This window comes from Dactylosporangium sp. NPDC005572 (assembly GCF_040605515.1).
Lineage (GTDB): Bacteria > Actinomycetota > Actinomycetes > Mycobacteriales > Micromonosporaceae > Dactylosporangium.
In genome coordinates this window covers 1-16,008 of record NZ_JBEXCY010000245.1, presented here as the reverse complement: position 1 = coordinate 16,008, position 16,008 = coordinate 1, and the positions used below count along the sequence as shown (strand labels likewise).

Here is a 16,008-nt window from a genome sequence, read left to right as displayed (position 1 = left end):
CCGGGCTGATCACGTACTACGGCGAGGACCGGCTGACCGCGATCGCTGGCCCGGCAGCCCGCGCCACCCGCCCGGCAGCGGCGGAAGCGGCCGCGCGGCGTGGTCGTCGGCTGGGTGCTCATCGTGATCGGCATCTGGGCGTACGTCAGCGGCCTCATCGCCGCGACCGCCATCACCCGGACCGGGGACTACCACGACGAGTACGGCTTTCAAGGCGTCGAGGAGGTCGCGGGCCTGCTCATGCTGGAGGTCACGCCGGCCTGCCTCGCGCTGGGCCTGGGCATCGCCACGCGGGCCCGCGCCCTCGGCCGCGATGCGCGATCCCGGGCCACCGCGTGGATCCTGCCGTCCGTCCTGCTCGCCGCCCCCTCCTTCGGCTGGCTGCCCTACTGGGACGACGGCGGCCAGAGCGGTTTCCTGCCCGTCCCGCTCGCCCTCGGCGTCGCCGGCCTGGCCGTCGGCCTCCTGCGCCGCCGCCTCGCGACACGTCGTGGGGGCTCAGCCGAGCGGCCCGGGGCGTGATCGCCCCGGGCCGCTGTCTGTTCGCCGCCGCCTGCGTCGTAGCGACGTCGGCCCTCAGGCCGGATCGACCGGGAAGTCGGCGCCGCGGGCCAGGCCCTCACCCGCGCGGATGCCGGCCAGGGCCGCCTCCAGTTCCGCGGTGACCGCCTCGAAGGCGTCGCCGCCGAGGACCAGGCGGTGCGGTGGGGGATCCTGGCTCATGGCCTGGAGGACGGCGCGGGCACCACGGGCCGGGTCTCCGGGCTGGCGGCCGTCCTGGTCGATCATCGTGGCGCGGACCCGCTCCAGCAGCGGCGCGTAGGCGGCGACCGGCTCCCGGAGCGCCTCGCCGGCGAACCCCGCGTACGCGTGTGTGCGGAACGCTCCGGGCTCGACGGCCAGCACCCGGATGCCGAGATCGGCCACCTCCTCGCGCAGCACGGCGGTAAGGCCCTCGATCGCGTGTTTGGCGGCGGTGTAGTACCCGAACCCGACCACGCCGCGCAGGCCGGCCACCGAGGACATGTTCACGATCCAGCCGGTGCCGCGGGCGCGCATCCCCGGCAGCACCGCGCGCGTCACGGTCAACACGGCGAAGAAGTTCAGCTCGAACAGGTCGCGCACAGCCGCGTCGGGCATCCCCTCGACCGACCCGACCCAGCCCCGGCCGGCGTTGTTGACCAGCACGTCGATGCCGCCGAAGCGGGCCTCGGCCGCGGCCACCGCATCCCGGACCGCGGGGGCGTCGGTCACGTCGAGCGGCAGCACGAGTACACGGTCCCGGAGGGTCTTCGCCCAGCTGTCGAGCGGCTCGGTCCGCCGGGCGGTCAGGACCACCCGGTCTCCGGCCTCGAGCGCCGCCTCGGCGTAGGCCATCCCGAACCCGCCGGGGGTTCCTCCGGTGATGAACCAGGTCCTCACGGCTCGATCACCAGCCCGGCGATCCGCGCGTCCCGCAGCGCAAACCGGAAGTGCAGGTCGGCCACGCCACCCGGGAAGTCACCCTCCAGGTGATGTACCACGTCGAAGTGCTGGTCATCCAGCTGGTACGCCCCGACGAACTCGGACGTGTACGTGTATTCGCTCGCCGCGCGGGACAGCCAGGCGCGGATCTCGTCGGGGCCGCGGTAGGTGTTCCCCTCGTCGGTCACAATCCCGTCGGGCGTGTAGTGGGCGACGGCCGTGTCGAGGTCGCGTGCCTGGTGCGCGGTGAGGTACTCGGTAATGACGGTGGGCAGGGCATCTCGTGTGATTGCGTGCATGGGTCTACCGTCGGCCCTCTCGCCGGGAGAGGGTCAAGCGTGTTGACCCTCTCCCGGCGGGAAGGTGCAGAGTGCGTCGTATGCGTACGGGCCTGACGATCGGCGAGTTCGCGACGGTGACCCACCTGAGCGTGCGGACCCTGCGGCGATACCACGAGGCCGGCCTGCTCGAACCGGCGGCGGTCGACCCGCACACCAGCTACCGCTACTACTCCCCCGACCAGATTCCGCAGGCTCAGGTGATCCACCGGTTGCGCGAGCTCGACGTGCCGCTGGCCGAGGTCAAGGCGATCATCGCCACCGACGACCCGCGGGCCCGCACCGAACTGATCACCGGCCACCTGCGCCGCCTGGAGGACGCGCTGGACCGCACCCGCGGCGCCGTCGTCGCACTGCGCCACCTGCTGCGACCCGACGATCCCGGGCTGCGGATCGAGCTCCGCTCGGTCGCCGCGCGGAGGGTGGCGGCCATCACCGGCGACGTACGGCTGGCCGACTCCCTGCAGTGGTACGACGGGGCGATGGCCGAACTCGACGCGGCGTACCCGCCGGCCGGGCGCACCGGCCCGCCGGGCGGCCGCTACGCCAACGAACTGTTCACCGAGGGCGCCGGCACCATGACGGTGTACCGCCCGGTCCACGACCCGCACGCGTCCGACCGCATCGAGGTCCTCGACCTGCCGGCGGCTGAGCTCGCCGTCGCCGTGCACCCGGGCCCGCACGACGACATCGACGTCACCTACGGCCGGCTCGGCGCCTGGGTGGTCGACCACGCGCTGGCCGTCGACGGCCCGATCCACGAGACGTACCTCGTCGGCCCGCGCGACACCGACGATCCGGCCCGCTGGCGCACCGAGATCGGCTGGCCGATCTTCCGCCTCACCGCGGGCGGATGACCACGCGGACGGGTTCGCAGTACACGATCCGGCCGAAGGCGCAGATCTTGGGCTGGGCCCAGAACTCCCCGGGTGGCGTCCCGACCGGGACGGTGAGGGGGAACTCGACGCTCTGCGTGGACCCGGGCGCGATGGTGAAGCCCCGGGTCAGCTCGCTCGTCAGCGGCCAGATGTAGTGCGGGGTGATGAGCTGGGCGTGCCCCTGCAGCGGGGTGCGCAGGTCGTGGCTCACCCGCACGCGGACGTGGCCACGCGCCCCGGGGGTCAGCGTGAGCTCCCGGTCCTCGGCGCGGGCGTGCAGCAGCGGCCCGGATGCGGGCCGGCCCACTGGCACGACGAGGGCGTCCTGCAGCTCCTGGCCCCGGTGGGTGATGCTCGCCGCGACCGCGTACCAGCCGGGTTCGGCGTCGTCGGGCGCCGTGACGGTGACGGGCACGCCGAGGTGGCCGCCCGCGGCGACGGTCACCCACTTCGACTGAGGGGTGGCGATCCAGCCCTCCGGCGCGCTGACGAGCAGCTCCCCGTCGTAGCCGGCGTCGGTGTCGTCGCAGACGACCTGGGCGCACAGCCGCACGCCGGCCGCGGCGCCGTCGTTGTGCGGCTGGTCGTCGGGCCGCAGGGTGAGCGCGACCGGCAGGTTGCCCATGGGCGCGGGGCCGCAGTTGTGCAGCCAGTAGCGGGTGAACACGGGCTGCACGGGTTCGGTGCTCGCCGCGAGCGCTGTCCCGCCCCGCTCGGCGCGGGCCGGTGACAGGGCCAACGACGTGATCCGGTACCCCTCGACGTCGAACCGCAGCTCCCGGCCGTCGTGCTCGAGAGGCGCGCCGGCACGGTCGAGCAGGTCGGCGGCCGAGGCCGCGGCGATACCGCCGGCGAGGCGGATCGCGACGCTGCCGGACCGGCCGTGCGGCTCGTAGCCGCGGACGACCAGGCTGTCGCACGGGTCGGCGGGTGTCGCGGAGCCGGTGGCGAGCGGCTCCCCCAGCGGCTTGACCGCGGTGACGACGAAGTCCCCGGCGGGCTCGACGCTCAGCAGGGATCCGGTGGCCGGCAGCGCCCCGTCGCCAGCCGGCGCGGCGGTCGCGGCGAGCGGATGGTTGACGGACTGGCCGGCGGCGACGAACCCGGCGGTGCGCCATCCGCCGGGGCCGCTCACCAGGTGGTACTCGAAGCGCCGGCTGGTGAGGTGCTGGAAGCTGCGCCCGCCGGGTGCGTTGAGGTCCGGGAAGTTGATCGCGGTCCCGGTGGGCCAGCCGGTGCACGCGCGGGCCAGCGACATGTTCAGCGTGCCGTCGGGCTCGACCGCGAAGCCGGGGGTGCCGCGGTTGAGCAGGGCGACGGCGTAGTCGTCGACGGTCGTCTCGCCGTGGTGCAGCGCGGACGGCTGCGTGACGTGCACGTTCGCGTCGCCGGCGTCGTCGAGGAGCCCGGTGAGGGCCCGCCGCTCGGCGTCCGCGTCGTTGCCGGCGACCAGCAGGACGGGCAGGTCCCGGATCGAGCGCACGTCGGCACCCGGCCTCCAGACCTCGCCGAGCGGCCGCTCGGCCGGGACCCAGAGCCGGGCCGTGCCGGTGGCCGCGAGCTGAGCGGCGAGTTCGGCGGCGAACGGCGCCGGTGCCCGGTCGAGGAGCTCGGCGACGAACGCGTTGCGCTGCGGGGTGCCGATCGCGACGCGGCAGTCGGGGAGGTTGGAGTCGGTGTCCAGCGCGCCGTAACGGTTGCCCGTCGCGCGCGTCACGGTGGCGGTGACGCCCGCCCGGGCCAGCCCGACGGCGAGCCGCCGGGTCGAGGGCAGGCCCTCGTCGCCGTCGGGGACGACGATCTCGGCGATGGACACCGCTCGCGAGCGGTCAGCACTCCCTGAGCGATCCTGTGGGTCGTGCAGGTGGACGGTCAGTGCCGCGCCGAGGCCGAACCACTGGTGCGCAGTGTTGTCCAGAGTCCGGGGGTGCTCCGCCGCGTCGGCGTCGAGCAGGGCGTAGCCACGGCCGATGACGGCGGCCGCGGTCTCGCTGACGGGCATGCCGCCGGGGACGTCGCAGGGTATGCGCACCCGCAGGAGCCGGTCGGTGGCGGCGAACCCGTCGATGCCCGTGGCGAAGTCGATCCGGTCGATGCCGTACCACAGGGTGGTCTGCTGCGTGTAGCGGCATCCGTCGATCTCGGCGGTGGCCGTGATGCGCTCGCCGATCGGGCAGCGTTCGACGGTGACGGTGGCCGGGGTGTCCGCGCTGCGCCAGGCGACGGCGTGCGGGAGCAGGTGCCACGGGCCCTCGCCGAACTCGGGATGGTCGCGGTGCTCGGCGACGCAGACCAGCTCGTTGCCGACCCGGCCCGGCGGGAGGAGGTCCCGGCCGGCGGCGAGGTCGGTGATCTCGGTCAGGGCGCCGCCCCGCGCGGGGTCCGCACGAACCCGGTAGCGACCGTTGGCGATGCCCGCTCCCTCGGCGGGTTGCCACGCGGACGCCGACGCCTCCCCGGTGCCCGGCAGCAGGCGGTAGGTGCGGTAGCCCATCGACGGCACGTCGCGGGCGACCCACCGCAGCAGCGCCCGGCCCGGCTGCCCGTCGGCGGCGTGCGTGAGGACCTCGGTGAGGTACGGGACCGGGGCCCCGCCGTCGTCGGTGAGCGTGACGCCCACGGCCGGGTCGAGGTCGATCTCGAGGTCGACGGTGTCCGTCCGGGGGTGCGCCAGCGGGTTGAACACGACGACCGCGGTGCCGTCCCCGCGGGTGTCGACGTGGCGGGCCAGGTGCCGGCGGGCCGACCGGTCGACGTCGGCGGCCAGGTCGTGCGCCTCGCGCCAGCCGGCGACCAGGTCGAGGTAGACCTGGTCGGACTGGGTGCCGGTGACCGCGTCGTGGTGTGCGCCGAACAGCAGCAGCCGCCACGCCTTGTCGACGGCTGCGGCGGGGTAGGCGGCGCCGTGCAGCGCGGCGAAGGTGGCCCACTTCTCGGCGTCCAGCAGGAGCGTCTCCACCCGGCGGTGGGCCTGCTTGGTGTCGATCGCGGTGACGTCCTTGCCGGTGTAGATCGGGTTCATGTCGCGGGTCTGCGGCGTGGCGTGCACACCTCTCGCGGCGAGCTCGTCCCGCACGGCGGTGAAGAAGTCGCGCGGCAGGCCGTACCGCAGCCGCACCTGCGGGTACCGCTCGTCCCAGGCCTCGCGCAGCTCGGTGACCCAGCGCATGGGTGGGCTGAAGTCGCTGCCCATCGGGATCATGACGTTGCGGGTCGCGGCGGCCGGGCTCAGCTGGGTGAACAGCTCGTGCAGCTCCGCCGCCGCGGTCTGCGGGTCCTGGGCGGCGTCGAGGCTGAAGCCGGCCGAGTAGTGGGCGGCCATGTAGTGGGTGAGCAGGCCGTCGCCGCCGGGCGACACCCACTCGAACTCGGTGGGGAACTGGGTCGGCGCGAACGGCTTGCGATGCTCGCGGATGTTCCAGCTGGTCAGCATGGGCCCCCACTGGTGGTGGGGGCCGCGGGCGAAGGCGATCGAGGTCAGCCCGGCGCCGGCCATCACCTGCGCGAACTGCGGATCGTGGCCGAACACGTCCAGCTGCCACGCGGTGGACGGGACGCCGCCGACGACGTGCCGCTGGAACCCGGTGCCGTGCACGGCGTTGCGGATCGTCGTCTCGATGCCGGTGAGGTTGGTGTTGGGCTCGTTGTAGGTGCCGCCGACCAGCTCCAGGCGGCCCTCCGCGATGAGTCGCCGGATGAGCGCGCGGTCCTCGGGATACGTGTCCCAGTAGGGCTTGAGGTAGTCGACCTCGGCGAGGACCACGCTGTACTGCGGATCCTCGCGGACCTTCGCCAGGTGCGCCTTGACGAGGGTGAACGCGCTGTGCCCGGGCCAGGCGAAGCGCGCATCGCCCGCGTCCGGGGCCTGCGTCTGATCCCAGGTCTCGGTGTATGCGGACTGGGTGTTCCACCACACCGGGTCGTAGTGGAAGTGCGGGATGAGCCAGACGGTCCAGGTCACGCCTTCACCGCCCCCTGCATGATCCCGCCGATGATCTGCTTGCCGAGGAAGAGGAACACCAGCAGCACGGGCGCCGTGCTGATCAGGGTTCCGGCAAGTACGAGCGAGTAGTCCATGTAGTAGCCACCGGCCAGTGTGGACAGTGCGACCTGGGTGGTCGGGTTGCCCTGACCCAGGGCCAGCAGCGGCCAGAAGAAGTCGTTCCAGGAGTTCATGAAGGTGAACAGCGCGAGCACCGCGGCGACGGGCCGCGCCGCCGGCAGCACGACGTGCCAGTACAGCCGGTGTGTCGAGCATCCGTCCATCCGGCCGGCCTCCAGGAGCGCGTCGGGCAGCGCCTCGGAGAGGTACTGACGCATCAGGAAGACGCCGAACGCGGAGGTGGCCGCCGGGACGATGACCGCCTGCAGGTGCCCGGTCCAGCCCAGCCATTGCGACATCATGATGTACAGCGGGATGATGCCCAGTTGGGCCGGCACCATCATCGTCACGAGCAGGAACCCGAGCAGCGCGTTGCCGCCGCGGAACTTGAGCTTCGCGAACGCGAAACCGGCCAGGGTGCTGGTGAGCACCACGGAGACCGTGACCAGGGTCGCGACGATCATCGAGTTGGCCAGGGCGAGGCCGAAGTTCGCCTGGGTGTACGCCCGCTGCAGGTTCTCCCACAGGTGGCTGCCGGGCAGCAGCCGGGGCGGCCAGCTCCCCGCCGCGGAGTTGTCGTTGGACGCCGCGACCAGCGACCAGTACAGCGGGAACGCCGACACCGCGGTGATGAGCCCCAGCAGCAGGTAGGTCCTCTTTCCGGCGCGGCGCTGGCCCGGCGCCGGGGACCGTCCGCGGCCGCGGCGGTCGCCGGTCATGGCACGGGAGACCGGTATCAGGGTCGTCATGAGGAGCTCCGAATGCGTCGGGAGAGCAGGTAGTTCGCGCCGACCGCCAGCACGATGATCAGGAACATGGCCCAGGAGACCGTGGCGGCGTAGGAGTACTTGCCGTGGGTCCAGAACTGCTCGTACACGTACATGGCGAGGGTCTGGAACTGGCGGGAGTCGCCGCCGGTCGGGCTCATCCCCGGGTTGAACATCAGCGGTTCGGTGAACAGCTGGATCGTGCCGATGGTCGACATGATCACGCTGAAGATGATGGTCGGGCGCAGCGCCGGGACGGTGATGGTCCGGAACTTCCGGAACTGGCCGGCGCCGTCGAGGTCCGCCGCCTCGTAGAGGTCGTCCGAGACGGCCTGCAGCGCGGCGAGGTAGATCAGGGCGTTGTAGCCGGTCCAGCGCCAGGTCAGGATGACGGCCAGCGCCACCCACGACTGCCAGGTGCCCGACTGCCAGTCGACCTTGCCCAGGCCGACCAGGCTGAGCACCCAGTTGATCAGGCCGAGGTCCCGTCCGAACAGCTGGGCGAAGATCACGCCGACGGCGGCCACCGAGGTGATGTTGGGCAGCAGGACGCCCATCCGCAGCAGGGTTCGCCCGCGCATCCGGCGGTGCAGCAGGTGGGCGATCCACATCGCGAGCAGCAGCTGCGGCACGGTGCCCAGCAGGCCGATCGCGGCGGTGTTGCGCAGCGCGTTCCAGAAGTAGTCGTCCTGGATGAGCCGCACGAAGTTGTTCAGCCCGACGAACGTGTGGTCGCTGCCGGGAATGTCGCGGTTCCACTGGGTGAGCGTCATCCAGCCGGTGTAGAGCAGCGGGAACAGCCCGAACGCCGCGAACACCACGAAGAAGGGTGCGATGTAGAGGTACGGCGTGCCACTCACGTCGAACCTGCGGCGCAGCTGGGACCACCGCTCGACCTTGACCGGTTCGGTGTCCCGCTGCTCGCTCAACACCGGCGGAGGTGCGATTACTGCCATCTGGCTCGTCGTTCCTTTCTACGGCTCGGTGGCATTCGCGACGTCCTTGAGCACTTGGCGCCACGCCTGGTCGGGTCTCTGCTTGCCCTTGTCGACCCGGGTGATCCCGAGGCCGATCAGCGGTCCGATGTCGCCGTCCTTCGGGCCCTGGTACTGCGGCCGCAGGGTTCTCGCCGCCTCGGTGAAGATCCGGCCGGTGGGCGCGTTGTTGAAGAACGCGTTGGTGTTGCCGAGCACGGCCGGGTCGTCGTAGAGCGCGGCCTGGCTGGGCAGGTGGCCCTGGGTGCGGAAGATCCAGCTCGCCTGCTCTGGCGCGGTCAGGAACCTGGCGAGCGCGGCGGCCTCCGCCTGGTGCTTGCTCTGCTTCGGCACCGTCAGGAAGGAGCCGCCCCAGTTGCCGCTGCCGCCGGGGACCTTGGCAATGTCCCACTTGCCGCTGGTCTGTGGCGCGTTCTGCTTGATGGTGTCGGTCATCCACGCCGGGCAGGCCACGGTGGCGAACGATCCCTGCTGGAACCCGGCGTTCCACTGCTGGCTGAACGTCGCCAGCTTCGCCGACTCGCCGGCCTGCACGGCCTCGACCGCGAGGTTGAACGCGTTCTTGACGGCCGGGTTGTCCGCCACCACCACGGTGTTGCCGGGGGCGGTGTAGCCGACCGGCGCCTGGTTGATGATGGCGTTGAAGACGTTGGAACCGGAGTCGAACCAGGCCACGCCGTCGGGCGCGTTGGCCTTGAACCGCTTGCCGGTCGCGATGTACGACTCCCAGTCCGGCCACAGCGCGGCGACCTGGTCGCGGTCGGTCGGCAGGCCAGCCTGTGCGAACAGGTCCCGGCGGTAGCACATCGCCAGGCCGCCGACGTCGGCTCCCAGCCCCATCAGGCTGCCGTCGGTGCCGGTGGCCTGCTGCGACTTCCACGGCAGCCACTGGCCCGGGTCGGCGCCGTAGTCCCTGAAGTCGACGAACTTGTCGGACATGACCTTGAACTGCGCGATGTAGCCGCCGTCGATGGCCTCGATGTCGCCGGTTCCCGATCCACCCAGCAGGTGCGCCTGCAGGTTCTTGTGGTGGTCGTCGTACGAGACGATGTGCTCGACGATCTTGATCCCGGGATGGCTCTGCTCGTACTTGGTGTACAGGTCGCGGTAGCCCAGGTCGCCGAAGATCTCGACCACGAGCTGCGTCTGGCCCGGCTTGGCGGTGCCGCACGCGCCGACCGCCGTCGCGACAAGCGCCAAGCAGCCCAGCATCAGCGCGGTCAACGCTGCGGGCCTGCGGGTGCGCATCGGATCTCCTTCAGGTCTTTGGACTGCTGGCAGGATCGGACGCAGAAAAACGACGCACGGCATCGCCGCACGACGAGTGCGTCACCGGATCTGAGATCGGCCCGGGGTGGGGCCGTCGCCGGCCCGGTCGAGCGGGCACAGGCGCGAGGCCGCGGCGGAGGCGCTAGCAGGACGACAACTTCGTGCAATGCGGTCAACAGCGCAGTGCACCCGGCCTCCGTGGCGGCGGTCGGCGCCGGCCGCAGCAAAACCTCGCTGTGACGACCCCAACTGTCCGAGACTCTAGCTCGACCGCTTTAAGCCTGTAAAGTCCGAATTACGGTGAATATTCGTATTATCCACTCAGCAACAATTGCACGGTCAGCCGCCACGCCCGCAAGGAACTGCTCGAACACCTGGGCTCCACGCCCAGCTCGTCGTTGGGATGATGACGACCATGGACAGCTTCGAGGGTCGCGCCTGGCTGGACTGGTGGGCGAACTCCTCCACGCTGCTCGCGAGCGTCGAGGTGGCAGTCGTGATTGCCACCAGCAGTACCGGCTGGGACGCCCATGGCTTCGTGGCCGGCGACGACGAGGAGGACCGCGACGGGTTCGCCTTCCTCTGCGACCTCGATCCCGTCTTCATCCTGCGATTCGAGGACGAGAGCACGGTGGCCGTGACCGTGCACCCCGCCGAGGAGCGTCACCGGTTCACCCTGACCGAGTACACCGAGCCGGCCGATCGCCCGATCGACCACGTCGATCTCTAGGCAGCACCACGCCCAGGCAGGTCTGCTGTAACGGCGGCGCCTCGCGCCGGGCCGGGCCGGGACCGGTTGCCGCCAGCTTCCTGGCCGCCTGGCGTCGATCGAGCGTTTCGGACGTTAGCCGCCGGGCGCATTGGGTAGCGGCGGATCGCCGTGCTCCTGGCACGGCTTGCGCTTCGAGCGATCCGCCGTGGGGGTTCGGGTTGACCAAGATCAGTGTGGAGCCGGTGGTCGCGCCGCCGCCGGTTCGTCGTCAGAGGCTGCGGCTGTGGGTGTCCGTGGCCGCGGCGGTCGTGGTGCTCGCCGCCATCGGGTTCGTCACGTTCAGGCTGACCCGCACAGTGCCGGCGCCGCAGATCAGGCAGACCCTCCCGCAGACGTACACGATCCCTGGCGTCGCGCCGGTGTTGCCGTGGCCGCAGAAAGGGCAGGCGACGGTCGAGATCGACGGGCTCGGCCGGCTGGGCAGCTCCGGTGGGTCACGACCCGTGCCGATCGCCAGCGTCGCCAAGGTGATGACCGCGTACCTGATCCTGCGGGACCATCCCCTGGGCCTCGACGAGAACGGCCCTACGCTGACCGTCTCGCCGGAGGAGGCCGCCGCCTACCCGGGCCAGGTCGCCTCCGACCAGTCGGTGGTCCGGGTGGTCGCCGGCGAGGTCCTCACCGAACGGCAGGCCCTCCAGGCCCTGCTCCTGCCCTCGGCCAACAACATCGCCCACATCCTCGCCCGGTGGGACGCGGGTAGCAGCGCCGCGTTCGTCACGAAGATGAACGAGGCCGCGGCCCAGCTCGGGATGACCAATACGAAGTACACCGACCCGTCCGGGCTCGAAGCGTCCACCGTCAGCACCGCCGACGACCAGGTCACCCTGGCCCGGACGGCGATGCAGCTACCGGTGCTGGCGCAGATCGTGGCGATGTCGAAGGCCACGCTGCCCGTCGTCGGGGAGGTCGGGAACGTCAACACGCAGCTCGGCAAGGACGGGCTCGTCGGCATCAAGACCGGCTTCACCGACCAGGCCGGCGGCTGCCTGCTCTTCGCGGCCGAGTTCTCCGCGGAGGGGCAACGGCTCAGGATCATCGGTGCCGTGCTCGCTCCCGGCCCGAGTACGGCGGACGCCTTCGAGGCCACCCGTCGCCTCATCCAGGCCAGCACCGGCCTGTTGCACAAGTACAAGGTCGTGCACGCCGGCGAGGTCGTGGCGACCCTCCGTGGACCGACGGGCAGGAGCACGGCCCTCGCCGCGACCGGCGACGTGGACGTGCTCGGCTGGCCCGGCCTGACCTACCGGATCGACACGGTGGGCGCCCTGCCGGGCCGCATCGCAGCGGGCACCGACGCCGGCACGCTCAAGCTGACCGCCTCGGGCCCGGCCGTGACCACCGCCGTGCAGGCCACCGACGCGCTCGCACCGCCGAGCTGGTGGGAACGCGTCACGCAGGGGTGAGTGCGAAACGGCGACGATCATCCGGAAAGGATGAGGACTCCTTGCGAAAGGTGGGAACAACCTGACTATGCGCAATGGCGGCCGCCGGTTCCCGACGATCGCCGAGCGTTGTCGGCAACGCTGGAACGTCGGACAATGAAGTTGGGAGCGCGCTGGAGACGACCCCAGACATCCCGATGGGAAGGACCATCGATGATGGACAAGTCCGAGCTGCTGTACACCGCGGTGGCCGACCTCGCCCTGGTGCAGGACCTGGAGCAGGCGCAACAGATCATCCGCAGCACCGCCAGGCGGTTGGCGGACGCTCACGGGTCCACCGTGGTGCTGCTGGACCACGGGTACTGCTTCTACGCCGACGAGGACGCGGTGAGCCCGCTGTGGAAGGGCCAGCGATTCCCGGTGCAGCAATGCATCAGTGGGTGGTCGATGCTCAATCGTCAGCCGGCCATCGTGCCGGACATCCAGGTCGACGAGCGGGTGCCGCAGGAGGCGTACCGACCGACGTTCGTGAAGAGCCTCGTCATCGTCCCGATGCGCGTCGAGGACCCGCTCGGTGCGATCGGCGCTTACTGGATTCAGCCGCACCAGGTCACCGACGAGGAACTGACCCGACTGCAGGCACTGGCCGAGGCAGCCGGCGCGGCGCTGGCACGCCTCATGGCGTCGGGGCCGACCAGGCTGGTGAGCTCGGGGGCGACCGGCGCATCCGGGTAGCGGGACTCATCGTCATGCAAGGGGCGCTGTGTTCATGAAACCGTTACTTTTGCGGTAAAATCCCCCTTGCAGGAAGCTGTGTCAGCACGCCCACGATCCACGGTCCGCATCCGCGGTGACCGTAGGCGCAGGCGGCGCGTGTTGACGGCGAGGTGAAAGACGGTCGCCGGTGTCCGCAAACCTGGTTCCGTTGCTGCTGAGGCCGAAGCCGCCACCGCTCTGGCTCGGGCTGGTCGTCGCCGTGGCGTTCATCGCGGCGGAGACCCTGGTGCTGTACCCCCTGCGGGGAGATCCTCCGTCGGCCGCCACGGGTGTGGTCTTCCTTTGCGGCATCCTGGCCGTATCAATGGTGTGGAAGCCCTGGCTCAGCGTCGTGACGGCCGTTGCCAGCGCCCTCGCCTTCAACTACTTTCACGTGCCGCCCTTCCGGTCGTTCGAGTTCACCGCGCGCCGGGATCTGCTGACCGTCGCGGTGTTCATCGCGGCCGGGCTGGCAACCTGCCGCCTTGCCGACCTGGCCCGCTCCCGCGCAGCCGAGGCGTCCGAACGCCGTCAGGAGGCCGCCCTCGCCGCCGAACTGGCGAAGCACATGGTGTGCGCAGACGATCTGCGCTTGACGCTGGGCCCGGCGTCACAGCGGCTCGCGCAGATGCTCGGGCTGCGGTTCGCGGCAATCGAGCTCGATGCGGTTCCCGGGGACGCGCAACGCGCCGCATTCCCGCTGTGTGACGGCGCGACGTGCCTGGGCACCCTGCTGGCTCCGGCGGACCTCCCCGAACAGACGCTGGAACGCCTGCGGAAACGGGTGGTCCCGACGCTGGAGTCGCTGCTGCGCGCGGCACGCGACCACGAGACGATCGTCAACTCGCTGAAGGCGAGCCGCGAAGAGTCCACCATGCTCACGGAGGAACAGGCCGCGTGGCGGTGCGTGGCCACGCTGGTCGCCCGTGGTGCCCCACTCACCGACGTGTTCGACGCGATGACGGAAGAACTCTGCCGGACCCTCGGTCGGGTCCGCACTGCCCTGATGCGCTACGAGTCGAACTGCACCGCCACCCGCTTTGCGGGTCTCAGCGAGCTGAACGGCCCGACGTCCATCCCGCTCGAAGGGGACAACGTCATCGGGAAGGTCATCCGCACCAGGCGTCCGGCCCGGATCGACAGCTACGACAATGCCACGGGCCCGGCCGCGGCGACCGCGCGCCGGCTGGGCATCCGCTCAGCGGTGGGCGTTCCCGTCATGGTTCAGGGCCGCCTCTGGGGCGTGCTCGCGGTGATGTCGTTCACGGCCGAGGCCATACCGCCCACCGCCGAAACGCGCCTGGCCGACTTCAGCGACCTCATCGCCACCGCGATCGCCAACGTCGAGCACCGCGCGCAGCTCGCCGCATCCCGCACCCGCATCGTCACCGCCGCCGACAACGCTCGACGACAGTTCGAACGAGATCTGCACGATGGTGTACTGCAACGTGTCGTCTCGCTCGGGCTCGAACTGAGCATGACCGAGGCATCGATGCCGCCCGAGCTGAACAGGTACCGGGCGCAGCTGTCACACACCGCGCAGGGCCTGAACAGCGTCTTCAAGAGCCTGCAGGAGGTATCGCGGGGGATCCATCCGGCGATCATGTCCAAGGGCGGGCTCGGCGCCTCGATCAGGACGCTCGCCCGCCGGAGCGGGATTCCGGTGGAACTGGACCTGAACATCAGCCGGCGGCTGCCCGAGCACACCGAGGTGGCCGTGTACTACATCGTGTCCGAAGCGCTCGCCAACGCCGCCAAGCACGCCCGAGCGACCATGGTGCACGTCAACGCCGAGGCGGAGGATGCGGTGTTCCGGCTCTCGATCCAGGACGACGGCATCGGCGGAGCCTGCCTCAGCAAGGGAACCGGACTGATCGGCCTGCAGGATCGCATCGAGGCCATCGGCGGCCACATGGAAGTCGTGAGCCCGGCCAGCCACGGCACAGCACTCCTGGTCAAGATCCCGATCGACGAGGCATGACCGCCGCCCGTTCACGGCAGCAGTGTGACCGAGGCGCGGAACGAACCGTCCATCTCGAACGGCACCGATTCGTGCTCGTGGGTCACCAGCCAGCGCCCGTCGATGCGGCGCAGCCCCAGCGTCACCCGGAACCAGAGACTGAAGCTCTCGGTGGAGCCGCGCGGCGTGGCCGACAGGCAGTCGATGCTGGTCGCGAACGCCACGTGGCCGTCCGCGGTGATCTCCAGCTGGGTCACCTCCCGGCACGGTGGCGCCTCGAAGGTCGCCATCCAGGCCTCCAGCGCCGCCGGGTCGCGTCCGTCGCCCGGCTGCCGCAGCGGCGGGGCGAGGTTGTACTCGACGAACGTGTCGGCATAGTGCGACAGGACGGCCTTGGCGTCGCCGGTCTCCAGCAGCGCGGCCTTGCGTTCGATGACTTCCCGGATCTCGTCCATGACGGGTTCCACCCTTCTCTTTGCCGGGACGTCGAAGCCGGGGCGGCCGGTTTCGACATCCTTGGCGAGAGAAAGGGGAGAACTCATGAGGTACGTCATCCTGATCCAGTCCAACCCGCAGTCCCTCGCGGTCTGGGAGACGCTGACCGACCAGCAGCGCACCGACTTCGGTCTCGGCCACCTTGGGCTCACCGAGCAGATGCGCGAGGCCGGCGTGCTGGTGGCCAGCGAGGGGCTGGGCGATCCGGCGCTGGCCACCCAGGTCTCCGTTCGCGACGGCAGGACGTTCACCTCGGACGGCCCGTACGCCGAGGTCAAGGAGCATCTGGCCGGCTTCTACCTGATCGACGTCGCGGATCTCGACGAGGCCGTTGCCTGGGCCGCGAAGGCGCCGGACGCGGCCTACACCAGAGTTGAGGTGCGGCCGGTCCTGGACATGAGCACATGGGAGATCTGAACGGGCTGCCGGACCTGCTGCGCGAGCTGGCCCCGCAGGTCCTGGCCGCGGTGGTGCGCCACTACGGCGACTTCGAGGCGTGCGAGGACGCGGTCCAGGAGGCACTGCTGGCGGCCGTCCGGCAGTGGCCCGAGACCGGCGTCCCCGCGCAGCCGCGGAACTGGCTGATCACCGTCGCCGGTCGCCGCCGGGTGGAACTGCTGCGCAACGAGACCGCCCGGCGGCGGCGCGAGGAGACGGTATGGCACGAGCCGGCACCCGAGGTCCGCGGCGACGACGAGCTCGCGCTGCTGCTGCTCTGCTGTCATCCCGCGCTGACCGTGCCGGCGCGGGTCACCCTCACCCTCCGGGCGGTCGGCGGGCTCACCACCGCGGAGATCGCCCGGGCCCTGCTGCTGCCGGAGGCCACG

The 16,008-nt window shown here is 70.9% G+C and carries 15 protein-coding genes; 8 read left to right on the top strand and 7 right to left on the bottom strand.

The window, feature by feature from the left end:
• Positions 1–99 precede the first annotated feature (99 nt).
• Entirely contained in the window at positions 100–522 is a 423-nt protein-coding gene (locus tag ABZS66_RS53685) for a hypothetical protein (RefSeq protein ID WP_354771341.1), read from the top strand.
• Between the two features lie 54 nt (positions 523–576).
• On the opposite strand, the gene ABZS66_RS53680 is transcribed toward ABZS66_RS53685, so the two are convergent.
• Both ABZS66_RS53680 and ABZS66_RS53675 read right to left on the bottom strand, forming a co-directional pair.
• On the bottom strand, positions 577–1,422 hold the full coding sequence (locus tag ABZS66_RS53680) for an SDR family NAD(P)-dependent oxidoreductase (RefSeq protein ID WP_354771340.1): 846 nt from the start codon (positions 1,420–1,422) through the stop codon (positions 577–579).
• A complete protein-coding gene (locus ABZS66_RS53675) occupies positions 1,419–1,763 on the bottom strand; it encodes a nuclear transport factor 2 family protein (protein ID WP_354771338.1) in 345 nt (114 codons plus the stop codon). Before ABZS66_RS53675 ends, ABZS66_RS53680 begins: the two co-directional genes overlap by 4 nt.
• 80 nt (positions 1,764–1,843) lie before the next feature.
• Here ABZS66_RS53675 and ABZS66_RS53670 point away from each other — a divergent pair, with 80 nt between their 5' ends.
• Positions 1,844–2,659, top strand: a complete 816-nt coding sequence (locus tag ABZS66_RS53670) for a MerR family transcriptional regulator (protein ID WP_354771336.1) — start codon at positions 1,844–1,846, stop codon at positions 2,657–2,659.
• Here the strand turns inward: ABZS66_RS53670 and ABZS66_RS53665 are convergent.
• Genes ABZS66_RS53665 through ABZS66_RS53650 form a run of 4 tightly spaced genes read right to left on the bottom strand, consistent with a single transcriptional unit; the run spans position 2,643 to position 9,792 of the window.
• On the bottom strand, positions 2,643–6,641 hold the full coding sequence (locus ABZS66_RS53665) for a glycoside hydrolase family 38 C-terminal domain-containing protein (RefSeq protein ID WP_354771334.1): 3,999 nt from the start codon (positions 6,639–6,641) through the stop codon (positions 2,643–2,645). The two genes, ABZS66_RS53670 and ABZS66_RS53665, sit on opposite strands and share 17 nt — an antisense overlap.
• Positions 6,638–7,531, bottom strand: a complete 894-nt coding sequence (locus ABZS66_RS53660) for a carbohydrate ABC transporter permease (RefSeq protein ID WP_354771332.1) — start codon at positions 7,529–7,531, stop codon at positions 6,638–6,640. The genes ABZS66_RS53665 and ABZS66_RS53660 overlap by 4 nt, the downstream gene beginning before the upstream one ends.
• The gene (locus ABZS66_RS53655) at positions 7,528–8,505 is read right to left on the bottom strand and encodes a sugar ABC transporter permease (protein WP_354771330.1); all 978 of its coding nucleotides are present in this window, start codon (positions 8,503–8,505) and stop codon (positions 7,528–7,530) included. The genes ABZS66_RS53660 and ABZS66_RS53655 overlap by 4 nt, the downstream gene beginning before the upstream one ends.
• Positions 8,506–8,523: 18 nt before the next feature.
• A complete protein-coding gene (locus ABZS66_RS53650) occupies positions 8,524–9,792 on the bottom strand; it encodes an ABC transporter substrate-binding protein (RefSeq protein ID WP_354771328.1) in 1,269 nt (422 codons plus the stop codon).
• 436 nt (positions 9,793–10,228) lie between these two features.
• On the opposite strand from ABZS66_RS53650, the gene ABZS66_RS53645 reads away from it, so the two are divergent.
• The 4 genes from ABZS66_RS53645 to ABZS66_RS53630 all read left to right on the top strand — a co-directional run bounded on the left by ABZS66_RS53645 (position 10,229) and on the right by ABZS66_RS53630 (position 14,707).
• Entirely contained in the window at positions 10,229–10,543 is a 315-nt protein-coding gene (locus tag ABZS66_RS53645; protein ID WP_354771326.1) for a hypothetical protein, read from the top strand.
• A gap of 200 nt (positions 10,544–10,743) precedes the next feature.
• The gene (locus ABZS66_RS53640; RefSeq protein ID WP_354771324.1) at positions 10,744–11,991 is read left to right on the top strand and encodes a D-alanyl-D-alanine carboxypeptidase; all 1,248 of its coding nucleotides are present in this window, start codon (positions 10,744–10,746) and stop codon (positions 11,989–11,991) included.
• A 192-nt stretch (positions 11,992–12,183) separates the two neighbouring features.
• Positions 12,184–12,705, top strand: coding sequence for a GAF domain-containing protein (locus ABZS66_RS53635; protein ID WP_354771322.1), 522 nt, complete (start codon positions 12,184–12,186; stop codon positions 12,703–12,705).
• Between the two features lie 169 nt (positions 12,706–12,874).
• A complete protein-coding gene (locus tag ABZS66_RS53630) occupies positions 12,875–14,707 on the top strand; it encodes a DUF4118 domain-containing protein (RefSeq protein ID WP_354771320.1) in 1,833 nt (610 codons plus the stop codon).
• An 11-nt stretch (positions 14,708–14,718) separates the two neighbouring features.
• On the opposite strand, the gene ABZS66_RS53625 is transcribed toward ABZS66_RS53630, so the two are convergent.
• A complete protein-coding gene (locus tag ABZS66_RS53625) occupies positions 14,719–15,141 on the bottom strand; it encodes a nuclear transport factor 2 family protein (protein ID WP_354771319.1) in 423 nt (140 codons plus the stop codon).
• A gap of 85 nt (positions 15,142–15,226) precedes the next feature.
• On the opposite strand from ABZS66_RS53625, the gene ABZS66_RS53620 reads away from it, so the two are divergent.
• Together ABZS66_RS53620 and ABZS66_RS53615 are read left to right on the top strand one after the other, a co-directional pair.
• Positions 15,227–15,598 carry a YciI family protein gene (locus ABZS66_RS53620; protein WP_354771318.1) on the top strand — a complete coding sequence of 124 codons (372 nt, stop codon included), beginning with the start codon at positions 15,227–15,229 and terminating at the stop codon, positions 15,596–15,598.
• Positions 15,586–16,008: sigma factor (locus tag ABZS66_RS53615; RefSeq protein WP_354771316.1), on the top strand; the 423-nt coding region annotated here is incomplete at its 3' end. The genes ABZS66_RS53620 and ABZS66_RS53615, both read left to right, overlap by 13 nt.

What these genes read in the sequence shown, in the direction of transcription:
- ABZS66_RS53620 (WP_354771318.1), top strand. Translation starts at nt 15,227, where the DNA reads ATGAGGTACGTCATCCTGATCCAGTCCAACCCGCAGTCCCTCGCGGTC.
- ABZS66_RS53675 (WP_354771338.1), bottom strand. Translation starts at nt 1,763, where the DNA reads ATGCACGCAATCACACGAGATGCCCTGCCCACCGTCATTACCGAGTAC.
- ABZS66_RS53670 (WP_354771336.1), top strand. Translation starts at nt 1,844, where the DNA reads ATGCGTACGGGCCTGACGATCGGCGAGTTCGCGACGGTGACCCACCTG.
- ABZS66_RS53660 (WP_354771332.1), bottom strand. Translation starts at nt 7,531, where the DNA reads ATGACGACCCTGATACCGGTCTCCCGTGCCATGACCGGCGACCGCCGC.
- ABZS66_RS53645 (WP_354771326.1), top strand. Translation starts at nt 10,229, where the DNA reads ATGGACAGCTTCGAGGGTCGCGCCTGGCTGGACTGGTGGGCGAACTCC.
- ABZS66_RS53655 (WP_354771330.1), bottom strand. Translation starts at nt 8,505, where the DNA reads ATGGCAGTAATCGCACCTCCGCCGGTGTTGAGCGAGCAGCGGGACACC.
- ABZS66_RS53635 (WP_354771322.1), top strand. Translation starts at nt 12,184, where the DNA reads ATGATGGACAAGTCCGAGCTGCTGTACACCGCGGTGGCCGACCTCGCC.
- ABZS66_RS53650 (WP_354771328.1), bottom strand. Translation starts at nt 9,792, where the DNA reads ATGCGCACCCGCAGGCCCGCAGCGTTGACCGCGCTGATGCTGGGCTGC.
- ABZS66_RS53625 (WP_354771319.1), bottom strand. Translation starts at nt 15,141, where the DNA reads ATGGACGAGATCCGGGAAGTCATCGAACGCAAGGCCGCGCTGCTGGAG.